Annotated in this window: 12 protein-coding genes; 8 read left to right on the top strand and 4 right to left on the bottom strand. The window is 70.0% G+C overall.

Annotated elements, in window-relative coordinates; translation table 11 throughout:
- Positions 1 to 15 precede the first annotated feature (15 nt).
- From OIE47_RS02705 to OIE47_RS02680, 6 genes are all read left to right on the top strand, one after another.
- Positions 16 to 1,104, top strand: a complete 1,089-nt coding sequence (locus OIE47_RS02705) for a hypothetical protein (protein ID WP_326559882.1) — start codon at positions 16 to 18, stop codon at positions 1,102 to 1,104.
- A 79-nt stretch (positions 1,105 to 1,183) separates the two neighbouring features.
- A complete protein-coding gene (locus tag OIE47_RS02700; RefSeq protein WP_326559881.1) occupies positions 1,184 to 1,807 on the top strand; it encodes a DinB family protein in 624 nt (207 codons plus the stop codon).
- Positions 1,808 to 2,105: 298 nt separating this feature from the next.
- A complete protein-coding gene (locus OIE47_RS02695) occupies positions 2,106 to 3,494 on the top strand; it encodes a M1 family metallopeptidase (protein ID WP_326559880.1) in 1,389 nt (462 codons plus the stop codon).
- Positions 3,495 to 3,685: 191 nt separating this feature from the next.
- Positions 3,686 to 5,107: a cellulase family glycosylhydrolase gene (locus tag OIE47_RS02690; RefSeq protein ID WP_326559879.1), complete on the top strand. Its 1,422-nt coding sequence runs from the start codon at positions 3,686 to 3,688 to the stop codon at positions 5,105 to 5,107.
- A 772-nt stretch (positions 5,108 to 5,879) separates the two neighbouring features.
- Positions 5,880 to 6,854 carry a trypsin-like serine peptidase gene (locus OIE47_RS02685; RefSeq protein ID WP_326559878.1) on the top strand — a complete coding sequence of 325 codons (975 nt, stop codon included), beginning with the start codon at positions 5,880 to 5,882 and terminating at the stop codon, positions 6,852 to 6,854.
- A gap of 132 nt (positions 6,855 to 6,986) precedes the next feature.
- Positions 6,987 to 7,427 (top strand): carboxypeptidase-like regulatory domain-containing protein, encoded by a 441-nt coding sequence (locus OIE47_RS02680; RefSeq protein WP_326559877.1) that lies wholly within the window; start codon positions 6,987 to 6,989, stop codon positions 7,425 to 7,427.
- Positions 7,428 to 7,462: 35 nt separating this feature from the next.
- On the opposite strand, the gene OIE47_RS02675 is transcribed toward OIE47_RS02680, so the two are convergent.
- Entirely contained in the window at positions 7,463 to 10,795 is a 3,333-nt protein-coding gene (locus OIE47_RS02675; protein ID WP_326559876.1) for an NACHT domain-containing protein, read from the bottom strand.
- A gap of 201 nt (positions 10,796 to 10,996) precedes the next feature.
- On the opposite strand from OIE47_RS02675, the gene OIE47_RS02670 reads away from it, so the two are divergent.
- Complete coding sequence (locus OIE47_RS02670) at positions 10,997 to 11,944, top strand: sporulation protein (protein WP_326562975.1); 948 nt, start codon at positions 10,997 to 10,999, stop codon at positions 11,942 to 11,944.
- A gap of 142 nt (positions 11,945 to 12,086) precedes the next feature.
- On the opposite strand, the gene OIE47_RS02665 is transcribed toward OIE47_RS02670, so the two are convergent.
- Positions 12,087 to 12,410 (bottom strand): hypothetical protein, encoded by a 324-nt coding sequence (locus tag OIE47_RS02665; RefSeq protein ID WP_326559875.1) that lies wholly within the window; start codon positions 12,408 to 12,410, stop codon positions 12,087 to 12,089.
- Between the two features lie 292 nt (positions 12,411 to 12,702).
- Here OIE47_RS02665 and OIE47_RS02660 point away from each other — a divergent pair, with 292 nt between their 5' ends.
- Complete coding sequence (locus tag OIE47_RS02660) at positions 12,703 to 13,104, top strand: hypothetical protein (RefSeq protein WP_326559874.1); 402 nt, start codon at positions 12,703 to 12,705, stop codon at positions 13,102 to 13,104.
- On the opposite strand, the gene OIE47_RS02655 is transcribed toward OIE47_RS02660, so the two are convergent.
- Positions 13,091 to 15,445, bottom strand: a complete 2,355-nt coding sequence (locus OIE47_RS02655) for a HelD family protein (protein ID WP_326559873.1) — start codon at positions 15,443 to 15,445, stop codon at positions 13,091 to 13,093. The genes OIE47_RS02660 and OIE47_RS02655 overlap by 14 nt on opposite strands.
- A 251-nt stretch (positions 15,446 to 15,696) precedes the next feature.
- Complete coding sequence (locus tag OIE47_RS02650; RefSeq protein WP_326559872.1) at positions 15,697 to 16,845, bottom strand: LolA family protein; 1,149 nt, start codon at positions 16,843 to 16,845, stop codon at positions 15,697 to 15,699.
- Positions 16,846 to 16,904: the final 59 nt, after the last annotated feature.

Raw genomic sequence — 16,904 nt, 5'->3', positions numbered from 1 at the left:
ACTACTGTCGAGCAGGTGATCGGGCCAGAGGTGGACGGTGGGACCCGGCCGGCGGCCCCGCCGCTCGAGCCGGACGTGCCCCGGTGGATCCAACTACCGGTACGCGTGCTCGCCGCGCTCGTGATCGTGCCGCTGGGCCTGCTCTGGGAGGCGGTCCGGCTGACCGGCCGGCTGCTGGACCGCTACCTGATCCGTCCCGTGGGACGGGCCGTCGACCGCCTGCTCTGGCGCCCACTGGTCTGGGCGGCCCGACACCTGGTCTGGCTGCCACTGGTCTGGGTGGCGCGCGGCCTGGTCTGGGCCGCTCGTCATCTGGTCTGGCTGCCACTGGTCTGGGTGGCGCGCGGCCTGGTCTGGGCGGCCCGGCACCTGGTGTGGCTGCCGCTGGCCTGGACGGCGCGGCACCTGGTCTGGCTGCCGCTGGTCTGGGTGGCGCGCTACCTGCTGTGGTTCCCGCTGACCTGGCTCGTCCGTTACCTGGTCCTGGTGCCGCTGACCTGGTTGCACCGGCTCCTCGCCCCACCCGCCCGGGCGCTCATACGGATGCTCGCGGCTGCCGCCGGCTGGCTACTGGCCCGGCTGGCCGCCGTGCTCCGCCTGCTCGGGGCGGGCATGGTGTGGATCGGCCGGGTGGTGGCATCCGGTGCCCGGTTCGGCTGGTGGCTGTGCGGGGTGCTGGTGCGGGCCCTGTACCGGTTCCTGTTGCGGCCGTTCGGGCTGGCGGTGCGTTGGTTGTGGCGTCACGGTGTGGTCCCGGTCGGTCGTGCACTGCGTTGGTCGGCGGGTCAACTCGCCCGCATGCTGCGCCCGGTCGGGCTGGCCGTGGTCTACCTCGGACGGCTGGTCCGGGCCGGGGTGCGGTTCGGTTGGTGGCTGTGCGGGGTGGTGGTGCGGGCGTTGTACCGGCTCCTGTTGCGGCCGATCGGGCTGGCGGTGCGCTGGCTGTGGCGGCACACCGCCGTACCGGTCGGGCGAGCGGTCGGTCGGGTGTGGTCGGGAGGGGTCCTGCCGGCGCTCCGGTGGGTCCGTGAGGGCGTGTTCGCACCGGTGAAGGTGACCACCCGACAGGTCTTCGTCGCACTGGGTTTCCGTCGGCGGGCGTGAGTCGTCGTCGGGCCCGAATCGCCCCGGTGTCGGGGGCTGGCGGGACGTGAATGTCCAGCTCAGTCCGTAATCTGTGGCCATGAACATCGACTGGAACCGCGAACTGCTGGACCAGCTCGACTGGCACTGGCGCAACCAGCTCCGGCCCCGGCTCGACGGCCTCAGCGACCCCGAATATCTCTGGGAACCGGTGGCCGGTTGCTGGAGTGTCCGTCGACGAGGCGAGAGCCGTACGGCGCAGGCGTTCGGCACGGGCGAGCATCTCCTCGACTTCGCCTATCCCGAGCCCGACCCGGCGCCGGTCACCACGATCGCCTGGCGACTGGGGCACGTGATCGCAAGCGTGCTCGGTACCCGTGTCGCCTCGCATTTCGGGGGCCCTCAGGTGGGCTACGACTCGTTTGCGTACGCGGGCACGGCAAAGGAGGCGCTCCAGCAACTCGACGAGGCGTACGCCCGCTGGGTGGCCGGGGTACGGGGGTTGGGCGAAGCGGGTCTGGCCCGGCCGTGCGGTCCCGCCGAGGGACCGTTCGCCGAGTACCCGCTCGCCACGCTCGTGCTGCACATCAACCGCGAGATGCTCCACCACGGAGCGGAGATCGCGCTGCTGCGCGACCTCTACCGGGCCGGGCCGGGGCGGGGGCCGGCACCGGGATCGGATCGACTGGACGCCGGATCGGGGCCGGCACCGGAATCGGCTTGACCGGAGACCGGGCCGGGGCGGAGGCCGGCACCGGATCGACCGGAGAGACGACGGAGCGACGAGACAGTGATGAGCTTGACTATCTTCCGGTGTGGCGGGTAGCGTACCTGGCTTAACCGGTTAAGAGTCCGGCTGGCGCGACATCCTGTGGTGGGGATGACGGCGTCCGGGCGGGTCGGACGGGCGACCGTCGGGCCGCCCGGACGCCCGGGTCCGCCGATCGCGCGATGGCCCTACGTCCGTACCGTCCGGCCCGGTGTCTTCCCCGGCCGGAACGCCGGCACTAGCGTGACGCGCTATGCACATGATTCGACGGATCACGGCGGTCGTCGCAGCGGCGACCCTCACCCTCACCGTCACGGGCGTGCCGGCCAGTGCCGGCAGGAGCAGGGTCGGCGCACCCGGGGCCGGGGACGGCTACTTCCCGCTCGCCGGCAACGGCGGTTACGACGTACGACACTATGGACTCGAGATCCGGTACCAGCCGGCCACCCGGGCGTTCTCCGGGGTGGCGACGATCGAGGCACGGGCCACCGACCGGCTCGACCGGTTCAACCTTGACCTGCGCGGATTCGACGTCCGCTCGGTCACCGTCGACGGCAGGTCGGCGCGCTTCGACCGGGACGGTCAGGAACTGCTGATCTCGCCCCGGCACGGCCTCTCCTCCGGCGAGCGGTTCACGGTCGTGATCCGTTACGACGGTACGACCGGCCAGCCGACCGACAACGAGGGCGCGCTCTACGGTTGGGTCTCCACCCCGGACGGCGCCTTCGTCGCCAACGAGCCGGAGGGGGCGTCGACCTGGTACCCGGTCAACGACCACCCCACCGACAAGGCCAGTTACGACTTCCGGATCACCGTGCCGGAGGGCAAGACGGCGGTGGCCAACGGCGAGTTGGTCAGCCAGCGGACCAGGGGCGGGTGGACCACCTTCACCTGGCGGGCCACCGACCAGATGGCGAGTTACCTCTCCACGGCCGCGGTCGGCGACTACGAGCTGCGGCGCAGCACCGGCCCCAAGGGGCTGCCGATCATCGACGCGATCGACCGGGACCTGGGACCGGACGCCGCGGCCGGGCTGGCGCGTACGCCGGAGATGATCGCGTACTTCAACGAGCTGTTCGGGCGTTACCCGTTCACCTCGTTCGGTGCGATCGTCGACGACGACGAGGACGCCGGGTACGCCCTGGAGACGCAGACCCGGCCGATCTACTCCGGCCCGCCGTCCGAGGGTACGGTCGCGCACGAGCTGGCCCACCAGTGGTTCGGCAACAGCGTGAGCCCGGAGCGCTGGCAGGAGATCTGGCTCAACGAGGGCTTCGCCACGTACGCGGAGTGGCTCTGGACCGAGCACACCGGCGGCACCACGGCGGCGGCCCGGTTCGACACGTACTACGCCCGTCCGGACACCTCCGGGATCTGGAACCCGCCGCCGGGCGACCCGGGCGCGGACAACCTGTTCGCCGGTTCGGTCTACACCAAGGGCGCGATGACGCTCCAGGCGCTGCGGGAGAAGATCGGCGACCGGGCCTTCTTCACCCTCCTCCGCACCTGGTACGCGGCGAACCGTGACGGCACGGTCGGCACCGCCGACTTCGTCCGGCTCGCCGAGCGGGTCTCCGGTCAGCGGCTGAACGCCTTCTTCCAGACCTGGATCTACACCCCGGGCAAGCCCACCACCTGGTGACGTCGGCAGTGGAGGGGGTCCGGTTGTCGCCGAGGCGACGACGGGACCCCCTCAACTTAACCGGTTGCGTTCATCGATGCATGGCCCTACTCTGATCCCTGCGCTTCAGGAAGCCGGGTGGCAGCTGCCGGGCAGCAGTTGCCGAACCCTCACGTCCCCTCCCCGTTCCGGGGCTCTTCCTGAGGTAGGCCATGAAAACACGTGTCTCCGTCGCCGTCGCGGCGCTGCTCGCTGTCCTCGTCTCCGTACTCGCGTTCATCCAGCCGGCGCACGCCGCCGCCGGCTTCACGGTCAGCGGCGGACAGTTGCTCGACGCCAACGGCAATCCGTTCGTGATGCGCGGGGTCAGCCACGCGCACACCTGGTACCCCAGCCAAACCGGTTCATTCGCCAGCATCAAGGCGCTCGGCGCGAACACCGTACGGGTGGTGCTGAGCTCCGGCGCCCGCTGGACGCAGAACACCGCCAGCGACGTCTCCAGCGTGATCAACACCTGCAAGCAGAACCGGCTGATCTGCGTACTGGAGGTGCACGACACCACCGGGTACGGCGAGGAGGGCGCGGCGATCACCCTCGACCAGGCGGTCAGCTACTGGATCAGCATCCAGAGCGCGCTCGCCGGCCAGGAGCGCTACGTCATCCTGAACATCGGCAACGAGCCGTTCGGCAACAACGCCAGCGTCAGCGCGACCTGGCCGACGGCGACCCGCAACGCGATCACCCGGCTGCGCGACGCCGGGTTCGATCACACGATCATGGCGGATGCCCCGCACTGGGGTCAGGACTGGCAGTTCATCATGCGCGACAACGCGCAGTCGGTGTTCAACAGCGACCCGGACCGCAACACGGTCTTCAGCGTCCACATGTACGGCGTCTTCGACACCGCCGCCGAGATCACCGACTATCTCGGCCGGTTCCGCAGCGCCAACCTGCCGATCGTGGTCGGCGAGTTCGGCCACAACCACTCCGACGGCAACCCGGACGAGGACACGATCATGTCCTACACCCAGGCCAACGGGATCGGGTACATCGGCTGGTCGTGGAGCGGGAACGGCGGCGGCGTCGAATACCTGGACATGGTCACGAACTTCGACGCCAACAGCCTGACCTCCTGGGGGCAGCGGATCTTCAACGGCGCGAACGGGATCCGGCAGACCTCCCGCGAGGCGAGCGTCTACAGCGGCAACCCGACCACCCCGCCGACCACGCCCACCACCCGCCCGCCGACCACGCCGCCGACCACTCCGCCCACGACCCGGCCGCCCACCACGCCGCCGACCACCCCGCCGGTGACCACCCCGCCCGCGGGGACGCGTACCTGCACCGCGACGTACACGGTCACGGGACAGTGGCAGGGCGGTTTCCAGGGCGACGTACGGGTGACCGCTGGCGGTGCGGCGATCAGCGGCTGGACGGTGAACTGGACCTTCGGCAACGGGCAGACCGTCAGCCAGTCCTGGAACGCCACGGTCACCAGCGGCGGTTCGGCGGTGACCGCGCGGAACGTGGGCTACAACGGCAGTCTCGGCGCGGGTGCCGGGACGAGCTTCGGCTTCATCGGTACGTGGAACGGCACCAACAGTGTGCCGACCCTGCGCTGTACGGCGAGTTGACGCACCTCCACCAGCGCTGACCCGTTCGGGTGGCGCGACATCGGGACCGATCGGTGGACCGGGGTCCCGTCACCGGTGGCCGGACCCATTCCCGGGGCCCGGCCACCGGCCTTTCCGTCGGGTTCCCGGCCGTTTGCGGGTATGGGTGATCGTCGCCTTCGCATACCGGCAATCGCTGCACTGGAGGACGGGTGGGTGCATTCCTTGGACCCACCCGAAAGGCGATGATAATTGGGTTGCGTGTTGTCGCGTTCCTGCATCGGATACGGGCGCGGCGGAATGGGCGCGACCCGGTTCGGCGCTCTCCCCATTCGGCCCGGCGACCCGTACGGCGGGTCCCGCCGGGATCTGCGCCCGGCGTGGTACGCGCAGCTCAGTGGGGGAGCGAACGTGAATGATCACCTCTCGTCGAATTCCGGGCGGCAGAGCGACTTCTACCGTACCGATGGGATTTAACTCCTTGTCGCGGATCTGACACGGTATATCCCGGTAAAGCCGTCGCGGCTCCCTTCCTTCTCTGTAATCGTCGCTCTACAGTGAGCGATATCAGCAGGTGGGAGTAGTGGCCCACCGCAAGGGGGTGCCGAGTCGAGATTGTCCGGGGAGCCTGAACCGGCAACCGGTTGACGACCGGCATTCGGCATGGCCCGCAGGCGTCTGTCGCGGATCATCGCCGTTATCAGTTCGAATATCCGGCCGGGCCCGTGTGGTCCGGGGCCGAATATCGCCGTGCTCATTAGAGCCGGGTACGTGAGGGAAAGGGAGTTCCCGAATGAACACAAGAAAAGGGCTCGGTCGAACCTGGGTGCGCGGGATGACGGTCATCGTGACCATCATGGCCACCGGTCTGACCGTCGCCACCGCCCCGGCGAGCGCGGAACGGGCCTCGGTCCGTCCCGACACACCGGTGGCCAGCGACGGTTCGCGTATGTCGGTGCCGAGCCGGGCCGCGATCGGCGGCGTTTCCGGCTTCGCCGGCACCGGCAAGATGGTGGGCGCGAACCTGACCGCGCCGAGCGGCTCCTCGACCACCGCCCTCGGTACGGAGTCGATCTTCGGTCCGGACAACCGGATCAGGATCAACCCGACCACGTCGTTCCCGGCCCGTGCCGTCGTCATGATCACGCGGAGTGGTGGTGCGCACTGCACCGGCTGGATGTACGGCCCCGACATCGTGGCCACCGCCGGGCACTGCGTGCACACCGGCGGCAGCGGCGGTTCGTGGTACACCGGACAGCTCACCATCTGGCCGGCCCGCAACGGTGCCTCGGCGCCGTACGGATCGTGCTCGGTGCGTCAGCTCTACTCGGTCACCGGCTGGACGGTCAGCGGCGACGAGGCGTACGACTACGGTGCGATCAAGCTCAACTGCACCATCGGCTACAGCACCGGCTGGTTCGGCTACTGGTGGCAGGCGGCGAGTCTCGCCGGTGCCAGCACCCTGATCAACGGCTACCCGGGTGAGAAGCCCTTCGGCCAGCAGTGGCGGGGCGACTCGGTGGCCCGCACGGTCGCGGTGAGCCAGGCGAACCAGATCTTCTACAGCAACGACACCACCGGTGGCATGAGCGGCAGCCCGATCTACCAGCTCCGGGCGGCGGGCAGCTCGTGGTGCACCGGCTACTGCTCGATGGGGATCCACGCGTACGGCTTCCCGCACATCGGGTACCCGCACAACACGTACAACCACGGAACCCGCATCACCGAGGCGAGGTTCAACAACCTGCAGGCCTGGAAGGCTGCCTGACCGATCAGATGGGTGGGCCGGGGGAACCAACCTCCGGCCCATCCGCCTGTCCGCTCACCGACTGTCATCGCGACGGAACCGGAGTGGCCCCCCCGTACGTCATATGGTTCAGATCATCATAAGGAGCTACCAATGCGCTCAACTCATGCTCGTGTACTCGTCTCCGCGGTCTTCGCGGTCGCCGTACTCTCGGCCTGCGCCCAACCCGGCAACGCGCCCGGCTCGGCCGGCGGGCCGGGTGGCGACTCGCCGATCTCCGCGTCCGACCCGGCGGCCGACTCCGGCCGCGCCACCAACCGGGGTACGGTCACCGGCCGCGTCCTCGCCGCCGACGGCTCACCCGTCGCCGGTGTCGCGGTCGCCCCGAAGTCGCTGGACGACCCGGCCAGGGCGATCCCGGAACTGGTGGTGGTCAGCGACGACAAGGGCGTCTTCCACTGGACCCTCGAACCCGGCCGGTACGAGTTCCAGGCCCGGCCCGCGGCCGGTGCAGCCGTTTCCGGTCACGCCGCTCCACAGACCGCCACGGTGACCGTCGGCCAGACCGCCACCGTCGACCTCACGCTCGGCTGAGGCATCGGCCGACGCGTTGCGGTCCAATCTGCCGGTCAGTAGCCGCGAACAAGCACCCGCACGCCCGAGCCGAGCCGGTCGAGACCGCGCACATCCTGACCCTTGCCGAGGGTGATGGTGAGACCGCGCCGGCCGGCGAACGGCGACAGGTCCGTGCCACGCGCGATCCCTGCGATCGACAGCGACGACAGATGCGGCAGACCGGCCAGCGGAGCGAGGCTGGTGACCGCCGTACAACCCTCCAGGTCCACGTGCCGCAACTGGGTCAGTTCGGCCAGCGGACCCAGCTCAGACACCCGCGTACGGGGGAGACTGAGCCTTTTGAGCGCCGTCAGCGTGGTCAGCGGCGTTGTGCTTTCCACCCAGTTGCAGCCGCCGAGGGTCAGATGTTCGAGCTGCGGTGCCTTGCCGACAAGTTCGGAGATCCCGTCGGGTGGCGCGCCCACGCCGCTCAGCGTGAGTGCGGTCAGGCGGTGCAGCAGTGCGGTCCTGGTGTAGAAGTCGATTCGCGGGCTGTGCAGCGAGAGGTCGGTGAGGGCCGGCAGATTGTCGAGAGGCGTGTAGTCGGTGACGTTGTCGAGCGAGTTCAGCATGAGTGACCTGAGGTTGGTGAGTTCGGATACGAACGAGATCGCGGTGAGTTTCCGAACTTGCCAGAGGCAGAGGTGGGCAAGCTGTGCCAGTTCAGATAACTCCTCCGGGTTCAGCGCAACCGCCCCGGCGGAGGAGGACACGTACAGGTAGCGCAGGCCCGCATGTTGCTTCAGTTGCTTGATCGGGCTGCGCGTTCCCGCCAGCAGGGCAAGGTCCCGGAGATGGGGCACGTCGTCCAGTTCGGTGAGGTCGAGCACCTTTACGGTGACCAGGTCCAGGTGGGCCAGCCGGCGTAGGTGCGGTAGCGCCGGAAGCAAGGAGAGGTTGGCCAGATCGAGACACCCCTCCAGCAGCGGTGCGTCGGCGAGCACCTGTTGGGCGTATTCGTGGGGATCGAAATAGTCCCAGACCCGGATCAGCTCCTGCTGCACCTCGGCGCGTGGATCGGCCGCGTAGCCGGCCAGACGGCCCAGTGACTGCGGGCCGTTGACCAGGGCGGCGGTCCGTACGGTGTGGGCTGCGGCCTTCGCGGTCAGGCCGTCGAGCGTCGGCGGCAGGTGCCGGAGCAGTGGCTCCCCGACGGCAGCCAGCGTACGAGCCTCGGCGGGGGTCCGAGGTGGGACCAGCGCGTCGATCGCGGACCGCACCTCGCCCAGCAGTTCCGGCTCCAGCGCCGGAACGGTCTCCAGGCAGGAGGCGGCGACCAGCCGCAGCACCCGCCGCTGGTCCGGCTCGGTCTCGGCCCGGCGCAGGATGCCCGCAATCAGCTCGTCGCGGGAGCGGGCGTTCGCCTGGCCGGCGGCGAGGATGATGGTCTCCCGCCAGGTGTCGCGGTGGGCCCGCTCGACCAGCATGCCCATGTCCCCGAGATCGGCGACCTCGCGGGCGGTCAGGTACTCCTGAAACGTCCGGTGCACGAAGTCGACCCGACCCGGCACCGGTTGCCGGATCAGACCACCGCGTTCGAGCAGATAGTCGAAGGTCAGCTCGGGATCGGCGTCGACCTGCGGCATGGAGGCGATCTTGTGGCCCAGCCGTTCGACCACCCGTTCGCGGGGGGTCTCCGACTCGCCGTTGATCGACATCCGGCAGGCGACGTACTGCATCAGGTTGAGCTTGTCCCGGCCGGTCAGGGCGAGGTCCGACCAGACGATGTCCCGCTCGACGTCCCGTCGCTGGAGCAGCAGGTCGACGGCGGCGGCGTAGAGGCTCATCCGGTCCGGTGGCAGGTGGGTGCGCCGGTCCAGGTTGAGCGCGCAGAGCATGGCGCAGAGCAGTGGAGTGGTGGCCAGCGCGTGCAGATGTGCGCTCGCATCCAGCCGGCCGATCAGCGTGTGCTCGTACCGGGAAAGTTCCTCGACCGGGCACGGCAGGTCACCGGAGTCGCGGACCGCGCGGTGCCAGTGGCTGACCAGCGCCCGTACGTCCGCCGGGCTCATCGGTTCCAGGACCGTGCTGCCGAAATCCTCCGCCGACAGCCAGCGCGCGGTGGCCGCCGCCGGGCGCGAGGTCACCACGACCCGGATCATCGGGTACGCCGTGAGCAGCTCACGCAGCCACTCCCGGACCCGCCGCCGGGCACTCGCCGGCAGTTCGTCCACCCCGTCGACCAGGAGCAGCGCCTGACCGAGGGCGAGTTGGCGATGGGTCCAGCCCAGCGGTGCGAGCCCGGCGAGCGCAGTCGTGGTGGCGCTGACCAGTTGCTCGGGGGAGGGCAAAGGACGATCCGGGTAGCGGCGCAGGACAACGAGAAACGGCACCAGCCCGTTCCAGTCGGCGAGTTCCCCGGTGAACGCGCCCCGGGCGGCGGTGATCGCCAACCAGCGCAGGATGGTCGTCTTGCCCGAGCCGGCCTCGCCCCGGATCAGGGTCCGGTGGGAGCGACCCAGGGCCGCTTCGACCCGTACCGCGCCCGACTCGGCCAGCTCCGGATCGGTGTCCTCCCCGCGCCGCAAAGAGCCGGGTAGCCAGCCGTCGGGGCGCGGTCCCCGCCGGGGCAGCAGTCGACGCTGCCCCGTCTCGCTCACCGTCAGGCTGACGTACGCGACGCTCAGGGTGGTCCGGGGCCGGTACTGCCGGACGTCGACGCCGAGCAGTTCCAACTCGTCCAGCACCGTGCTGACCTGGGTCAGGTAACGGCGACGGAACTCCTCGTCCAGGTCGGTGCCGCTGGGCGCGTCCAGGCTCCGAACGGGCAGCCGGGCGAGGATCCGGGTGAGGTATTCGCCCATTCCGTTGAGCTGGGTGCCCTGACTGGTCAGTCGGGCCAGTACCTCCGTGGTCGCCCGTGGCGCGAACGAGTTCAGGTGGATCACGGTCTGGGCGTAGACGTCGCAGCACTCGTCCAGCACCAGGTCGTACATCCGCCGGCCGACTTCGCCGAGACCAGCCCGGTCCGGAGTGTCCGCCGCACCGCTCCTTATCGCGCTGGCGAGCTTCGAGCCGTCCGCGTCGGCCGCGAAGAACGCCTCGTCGGTGGCACCGACCCTGGTGAAGGCGTCGACCACGGCGTCGAGCGCGGCCTGTCGCTCGTGTTCGGGCAGGCTGCGGGCCTTGGTCAGTCCGGTGAGCCGGTGGGCCACCGCGTCGGTCATCGCCTCGATCTCGCGGTGCAGCTTGCGCCGGTCGAACTCGTCGGTGAGGCGCCGGTTGATCAGCTCGGACAGTGGCAGGCGGGCCTCGGCCCGGCGTTGCCGGTCGGTCAACCACGACTTGCAGGCGGTCGTCACGATCGTCGAGCCGAGCTTCATCAGCACCTGTTCGACACCGGTCACGCCCGCCTCCATCAGCCGAGAGTCGCCACACCGCGACGGCTGGCAACCTATCGTCCGAGCGCCAGTCGGGTCCATCGATGACGGATTTTCACGTCCGGATACGTACAGGTGACGATCCGGCTGCTCTCAGCGATCTCACAGGGACGACAACTACCGTGTAGTACGTCGTACGTCGATCCACGGTGGATGGTGTCAAAGCCCATGGTCTTCAAGAAGATGTTAAGCGCCCTCGGTGTCGGTGGTCCGAGCGTGGACACGGTGTTGTCCAACCCGAACACCCGGCCCGGTCTGGTGCTCGACGGCCAGGTCAACCTCCGCGGTGGGGACGCCGCGGCCAATATCGAACACATCAGCCTCGCCCTGGTCACCCGGGTCGAGATGGAGTCCGGCGACCACGAGTACGCCGGCACGATGGAGTTCCACCGGCTGCCGGTCACCGGGGCGCTCCAGCTCGCCGCCGGCCAGCAGCTCAGCATCCCGTTCCAGCTCCCGGTGCCGTGGGAGACCCCGATCACCGACGTCTACGGTCAGCGCCTGCACGGCATGACCATGGGACTGCGTACCGAGCTGGCGATCGCCCGCGCGGTGGACAAGGGTGACCTCGACCAGGTGTCGGTGCACCCCCTGCCGGTGCACGAGCGGATCCTCGGGGCGTTCAACCAGCTCGGGTTCCGGTTCAAGGGTGCCGACCTGGAACGCGGTCACATCCGTGGGGTCCAGCAGACGCTCCCGTTCTACCAGGAGATCGAGTTCTTCGCCGCCCCGCAGTACGCGCACGTCGTACGCGAGGTCGAGCTCACCTTCGTGACCAACCAGTACAGCGTCGACGTGATCATCGAGTGTGACAAGCGGGGCGGGTTCTTCACCGGTGGCCACGACAGCTTCGGCCGCTACTCCGTACAGCATGCCGGTGCCGAGGCGGTCGACTGGACCCGTCAGGTCGACGCCTGGCTGAACGAGACGATCTCCGGTTACGGCAGCCGGGCCAAGCAGGGCGGCCACGGGTACCACGGCGGTCGCGGTGGTCACGGCGGGATGGGCGGCGCTGTCGCCGGTGCCGCGCTCGGCTTCGGCGGCGGCCTGCTCGCGGGCGAGATGCTGGAGGACGCGTTCGGCGGCGACGACGGTGGCGGCGACTTCGAGGAGTAGTCGGTGCCGCTTCGGGCAGCCGGAGCCGGTTCGAGAAGAAGACGTGCGGATGCCGCGGTCGCCAGGGAGAACCTGACGACCGCGGCACCGTGATGCTCAGGGAGTGGACCGTTTCCGGTCACGCCCGAAGGCGCCCTCGTGGTTAGCGGTTGCCACCGCGACGCCACGAGCTGCCGGCCTTCGCGATACCACGGCTGAGCATGTAACCGATGCTCAGCAGGGCGATGAAGAACCAGGCCCGGTCAGCGCGGAACACATCGAGGCCCGCGTTGTCGTTGCCGATGATTACCGAGGCGGCGATCACGCCACCGACGGCTGCCAGAAAGACGTAGAACTCGGTGGTGAGGAAGGCGGGCTTGGTCTCGCTACCCGGCTTGCCACCACGTCGCCCCACAGGCTGGTCGTAACCGGCGTGCCGATCCGACATGTCCATGTCGTACCCCTGCATGTGCTGCTGGTCCGACATGGGCCGGTTCATCGTGGGCTGGTCCGACATCGGTCGTTGCGACCTGGACGGAGTCTGCGTACTCATCTTTTCCTCCTCAGGATTCGATGAGGCTTTCCGAACGCTCCCTCGGCCACGAACCAATCGGCCCGAGGTGAGGGCGGCACCACCTGGCTACCCGACGCACTTTCCGGCAAACGGCCGGTCCTCGATTGGCTTCGTCCCAGGTCAGGGCCGGGTCGGGAACCGTTTAGCGGGCCGCCGCACGGGCAGGCAACCGGTACGGATGGCTTCCCATTGAGGTGGTGTGAACGTGCGCGGAGACGACGAGAAACGACAATCGACCCGGCGGGCCGAGGATCGGGTCGGTCGGGGCGAGTACGGGCCAGCCGCTACGGACGAGGTGACCCTGCCGGGAGACGAACGGCGGGAGGCCCAGTCACGGGACGTCGACGACCCGGCGGACGCGAAGGCGGATACCGGCGTCTGGCGCGACGGTGGCCCGACCCGGACACCACGGGGCATGGTGACCACCACCGGCGGCACCGCCGGCCCGGCGAGTGTTCGCCGGACCGGCCCGCCACGGGGCAAGGGCAAGGTGGCACCGACCACCACCGGTGACGCGACCACCGGCGGGATGAGTACCCCGGCCGGCGGTTCGACCAGCGACCAGTCCAGCGACGCCAGTCAGGTGGGCAACTTCACCGACCGGTGAGACCCGCCCCGGTGGTGCGCAGTACGCCGAGCCGCTGGGTGGCACGGGTGAGCGCGACGTAGAGGTCGCTGAACCCGCGCGGTGACTCGGCCACGATCCGGTCCGGCTCCACCACCAGTACGGAGTCGAACTCCAGGCCCTTGGCCTGGGAAACGGTCAGCACCACCACCCGGCTCTCCAACTCGGGGTGCTCGCCGATGGCCGCCTCCGGCACCGCGTCCGTGATGACCTGGCCCAGTTCGGCGGCCAGGCCCTCGGGCACGATCACGCCGAGCCGGCCGTCGTCGACCGCACCCGCCTCGGCGAGGGTGCACTCGACCAGGCGGACGGCCAGGTCGGCGGGCTCCACCCGGACGTCCCACGGCGGTACGCCGGTGCTGCGTACCGCCCGGGGCGGCTCCAGGGTCGGGTCGATCTCGGCCAGGACCCGGCCGGCGACCGCCATGATCTCGGCCGGGGTGCGGTAGCTGACGCTCAGTTCCCGGATCCGCCACCGGTCCGCCACGTACGGCCCCAGCGCCTGCCGCCACGAGGCGGCGCCGCCCAGCGCACCGGTCTGGGCCACGTCCCCGACCACCGTCATCGAACGGCTCGGGCAGCGGCGCATGAGCAGCCGCCAGGCCATCGGGGAGAGTTCCTGCGCCTCGTCGACGATGATGTGCCCGAAGGCCCACTTCCGGTCGGCCGCGGCCCGCTGGGCGGTGGTGAGCCGGTCGCCGGTCTCCTGCCGCTCGGCCAGCCGGTCCGCGCCGAGCAGGTCCGTCACGCCGAGGATCTCACCGCCCTCGGCCTCGTCCTCGGTGTCGATCGACCGCGAGCCGAGGGCGATCTCGAGCGCACCCTCGGCGTACTCGATCAGTTGCTGGCGTTCCCGCTCGGCCAGCGCCTGCGCGGACCGGTCGTCCTCGCCGAGCAGCTCGGCGCACTCGTCCAGCAGCGGTACGTCGGCCGGGGTGAACCCGCCGGCCGGATCCCGGTGCAGCAGGTCCAGCTCCGCCCCGGTCAGCCCGGCCCCGACCAGGTCCGCCCCGGCGGTGGCGATCCGTTCGGCGGACCCGAGCAGGTCGGACAGGAGCTGCTGCGGGGTGAGTACCGGCCAGAGTTGGGCCAGTGCCTCCTGCACCCCGGATTCCTCGCGCAGCTCGCGCCGGATCTCGGCGAGGTCGGCCTCCTCGAGGAGGTTGTCCCCGCCGAGCGGGTCGGCCCCGATCCGCTCGGCGACCTGGTGGGCCAGCGCATGGATGATCTCGAGGTCGAAGAGCGGCTGGGCCAGGTTGTGCGGCCGGCCGGAACGCCGGGCCCGCTCCCGTGCCGCGAGCACGGTCTGCCGGTCCAGGCGCAGGGTGTCCCGCTCGACCACCACGTCCATGCCGTCCTCGGGCGCCTCCTGCCGGTCCCTGATCGCGGCGGCGAGCAGCTCGGTCATCACCGGCCGACCCTTGATCTCGGCCACGACCGGTGACTCGGCCCGGGTCGCGGTGACGCCGGGGAAGAGCTCGCCCACCGTACGCAGCAGCACGCCGGTCTCGGCCAGCGTCGGCAGGACCTGCGAGATGTACCGCAGGAAGGTGGCGTTCGGGCCGACCACCAGCACGCCACGGGTGGAGAGCTGCTGCCGGTGGGTGTAGAGCAGGTACGCCGCCCGGTGCAGCGCCACGGCGGTCTTGCCGGTGCCCGGTCCACCCTGCACGACCAGCACCCCGGCCAGGTCGGCCCGGATCACCCGGTCCTGCTCGGCCTGGATGGTCTGGACGATGTCGCCCATCCTGCCCGTACGGCTGGCGTTGACGGCGGCCAGCAGGGCGGCCTCACCGGTCAGCCCCTCGTGCTCGGTCTTCCGGGCGGCGGCGAGGTCGAGCACCTCGTCGTTGATCCCGGTCACCTTCCGGAACCGGGTACGGATGTGCCGGCGTCGCCGTACCCCGTCCGGTGAGGCGGCGGTGGCGAGGTAGAACGACCGGGCGACCGGTGCCCGCCAGTCGATCAGCAGTGGCTCGTACCCGCCGTCCTCGTCGAAGACGCCGATCCGGCCGATGTAGCGCGGCGGACCCTCGTCGACGTCGAGTCGCCCGAAGCAGAGACCATCCTCCACCGCGCCGTACTGCTCGACCTGTTCGGCGTACATGGCGATGGTGCTGTCCCGTTGGGAGCGGGCCTGCTGGGTTCCGCCGACGCTGCGCAGCTGTCCGGCCAGGCGTTGTGCGGCCCGGTCGCGCAGCCGGTCGAGGCGGCCGTAGAGCATGGAGACGTAATCCTGCTCGTGGCCGATCTCGTCGGCGTGCTGGTCATCCGAGGTTTCGGAGTACCTTGACAAACCTTCTCCCCAGTAGCTAAGATGCATTGAGAACGGCATTCTTTTGCCGTTCTTTTTTCGTGTTCGAATGACGAACATAGCGCGGTGACACGTACTCCGACCATGGTCCTATCGGTCGGTGCCGCGTTCCGGCTGATCGCCGAAACCATTATCGACTCCGCCGCCGGAGCCCTCCCGCTCCGGCCCGCCGTTGGTTCGACCACTGACGAGTTCCGCCGGCCGGCATCGCCCGTGGGCGACACCGACCGGCGGATGCTCCGATCAGTTTGGCGGTCCGGTCAGCGCAGGCCCCCGGCCACCTCGTACAGCCGTTGCGGGGTGACCGCACCGGCCAGTACCCGGCCGTCGTCCAGGAGCAGTACGTTGACCAGCCGAGTGCTGAACAGCCGACCGCTGCCCCAGTCGCCGCTCTGCTTCGGGAACGCGTCGAGCAGGTTGCCCAGCAGGTCCGCCGAATCGAAGGACTGCGGGCCACCGCCCTGCGCGCCCGCCGGGAGTTGCCCCGCGGCCAGCTCGGCCGGCACCCGGCCGACCACCACGGTGGTCCAACCCTTGCCGACCGTGGTCGGTGCGTTCGCCTTGTCCGCGTCGGTGCCGGTGCCGGGGCTGTGCGGCTTGTCCGTGGCGCGCTTGTCGCCGTTGGCCTCGGTCACCTTGGCGCCCGGCGGCGGGTTGAAGGTGAACTGGCTGTCGCCCGGCCGGTTGAAGTCGACCTGGGTGAAGGCCACCTGGAAGGCGGCCTCCTCGGCGCCCTCGGCGAACAGCTCGAACCGCAGCGGCAGGTGTTCCTTGGCGTCGATGGCGATCCGTACCTGACCGACCAGGGACGCCTCGTCCCGCGGTTGGAGCACCAACTCGTACGCGTCCCGCCCGGCGATGGTCGCGGACCGGCCCACCGTCACCCGGGTGCTCGGGTCGATCGCCGCCAACGCCTGGTCGGCCGCCTCCTGGGGAGTCGACGGCAGCCCGGTCGGGGCGGATTCGCCGGTGTCCGCCGAGGCGGGCAGCCGGTAGTGGGTCGCCTCGTTGCCCTGACTGCGCCAGTTCCAGACGTCGGCGCCGTTGCGGATGAAGTCGCTCTCACCCAGGGTGCCGAGCAACGCCACCCTGGCCTTGTCGGGACCGGCGTACCAGACCCGCAGGGTGTGCGTACCCGAGGCGAGCGCGGTCAGGTCGGCGCTGCCGGAACCACCGAGGCCCGGCAGCGCGGGCAGGCCCAGGTCGGCCCGCTGCACCACCGTGCCGGAGAAGCCCTCCACCTGGGCGGTCTGCAGGTCGACCAGAAGCTGGGCGGCGCTGCGCGGCGGCAGGGCCGGCTCGGCGTTCGCGCTCAGTGTGCCGATCGCGGCGCCGCCGCCGACGACCACCGCCGCGGCGGCGAGCGGTACCACCCAGCGCAGCGCCGGGCGGTTCGTGAAAACTGACATCTGTAGCACCTCCTGCTCCCATGGTGCCCTGTCGGTGCTGTGGTCCGGCTGAGAAGTGG

The organism is Micromonospora sp. NBC_01796 (genome assembly GCF_035917455.1).
GTDB lineage: Bacteria > Actinomycetota > Actinomycetes > Mycobacteriales > Micromonosporaceae > Micromonospora_G.
Note: the sequence above shows the minus strand (reverse complement) of the source record. Positions and strands in the feature narration are given on the sequence as shown.

Bases quoted from the DNA above. Each gene is read 5' to 3' on its own strand.
- OIE47_RS02700 (WP_326559881.1), top strand. From the start codon at position 1,184: ATGAACATCGACTGGAACCGCGAACTGCTGGACCAGCTCGACTGGCAC.
- OIE47_RS02695 (WP_326559880.1), top strand. From the start codon at position 2,106: ATGCACATGATTCGACGGATCACGGCGGTCGTCGCAGCGGCGACCCTC.
- OIE47_RS02690 (WP_326559879.1), top strand. From the start codon at position 3,686: ATGAAAACACGTGTCTCCGTCGCCGTCGCGGCGCTGCTCGCTGTCCTC.
- OIE47_RS02685 (WP_326559878.1), top strand. From the start codon at position 5,880: ATGAACACAAGAAAAGGGCTCGGTCGAACCTGGGTGCGCGGGATGACG.
- OIE47_RS02680 (WP_326559877.1), top strand. From the start codon at position 6,987: ATGCGCTCAACTCATGCTCGTGTACTCGTCTCCGCGGTCTTCGCGGTC.
- OIE47_RS02670 (WP_326562975.1), top strand. From the start codon at position 10,997: ATGGTCTTCAAGAAGATGTTAAGCGCCCTCGGTGTCGGTGGTCCGAGC.
- OIE47_RS02665 (WP_326559875.1), bottom strand. From the start codon at position 12,410: ATGTCGGACCAGCAGCACATGCAGGGGTACGACATGGACATGTCGGAT.
- OIE47_RS02655 (WP_326559873.1), bottom strand. From the start codon at position 15,445: ATGCATCTTAGCTACTGGGGAGAAGGTTTGTCAAGGTACTCCGAAACC.
- OIE47_RS02650 (WP_326559872.1), bottom strand. From the start codon at position 16,845: ATGTCAGTTTTCACGAACCGCCCGGCGCTGCGCTGGGTGGTACCGCTC.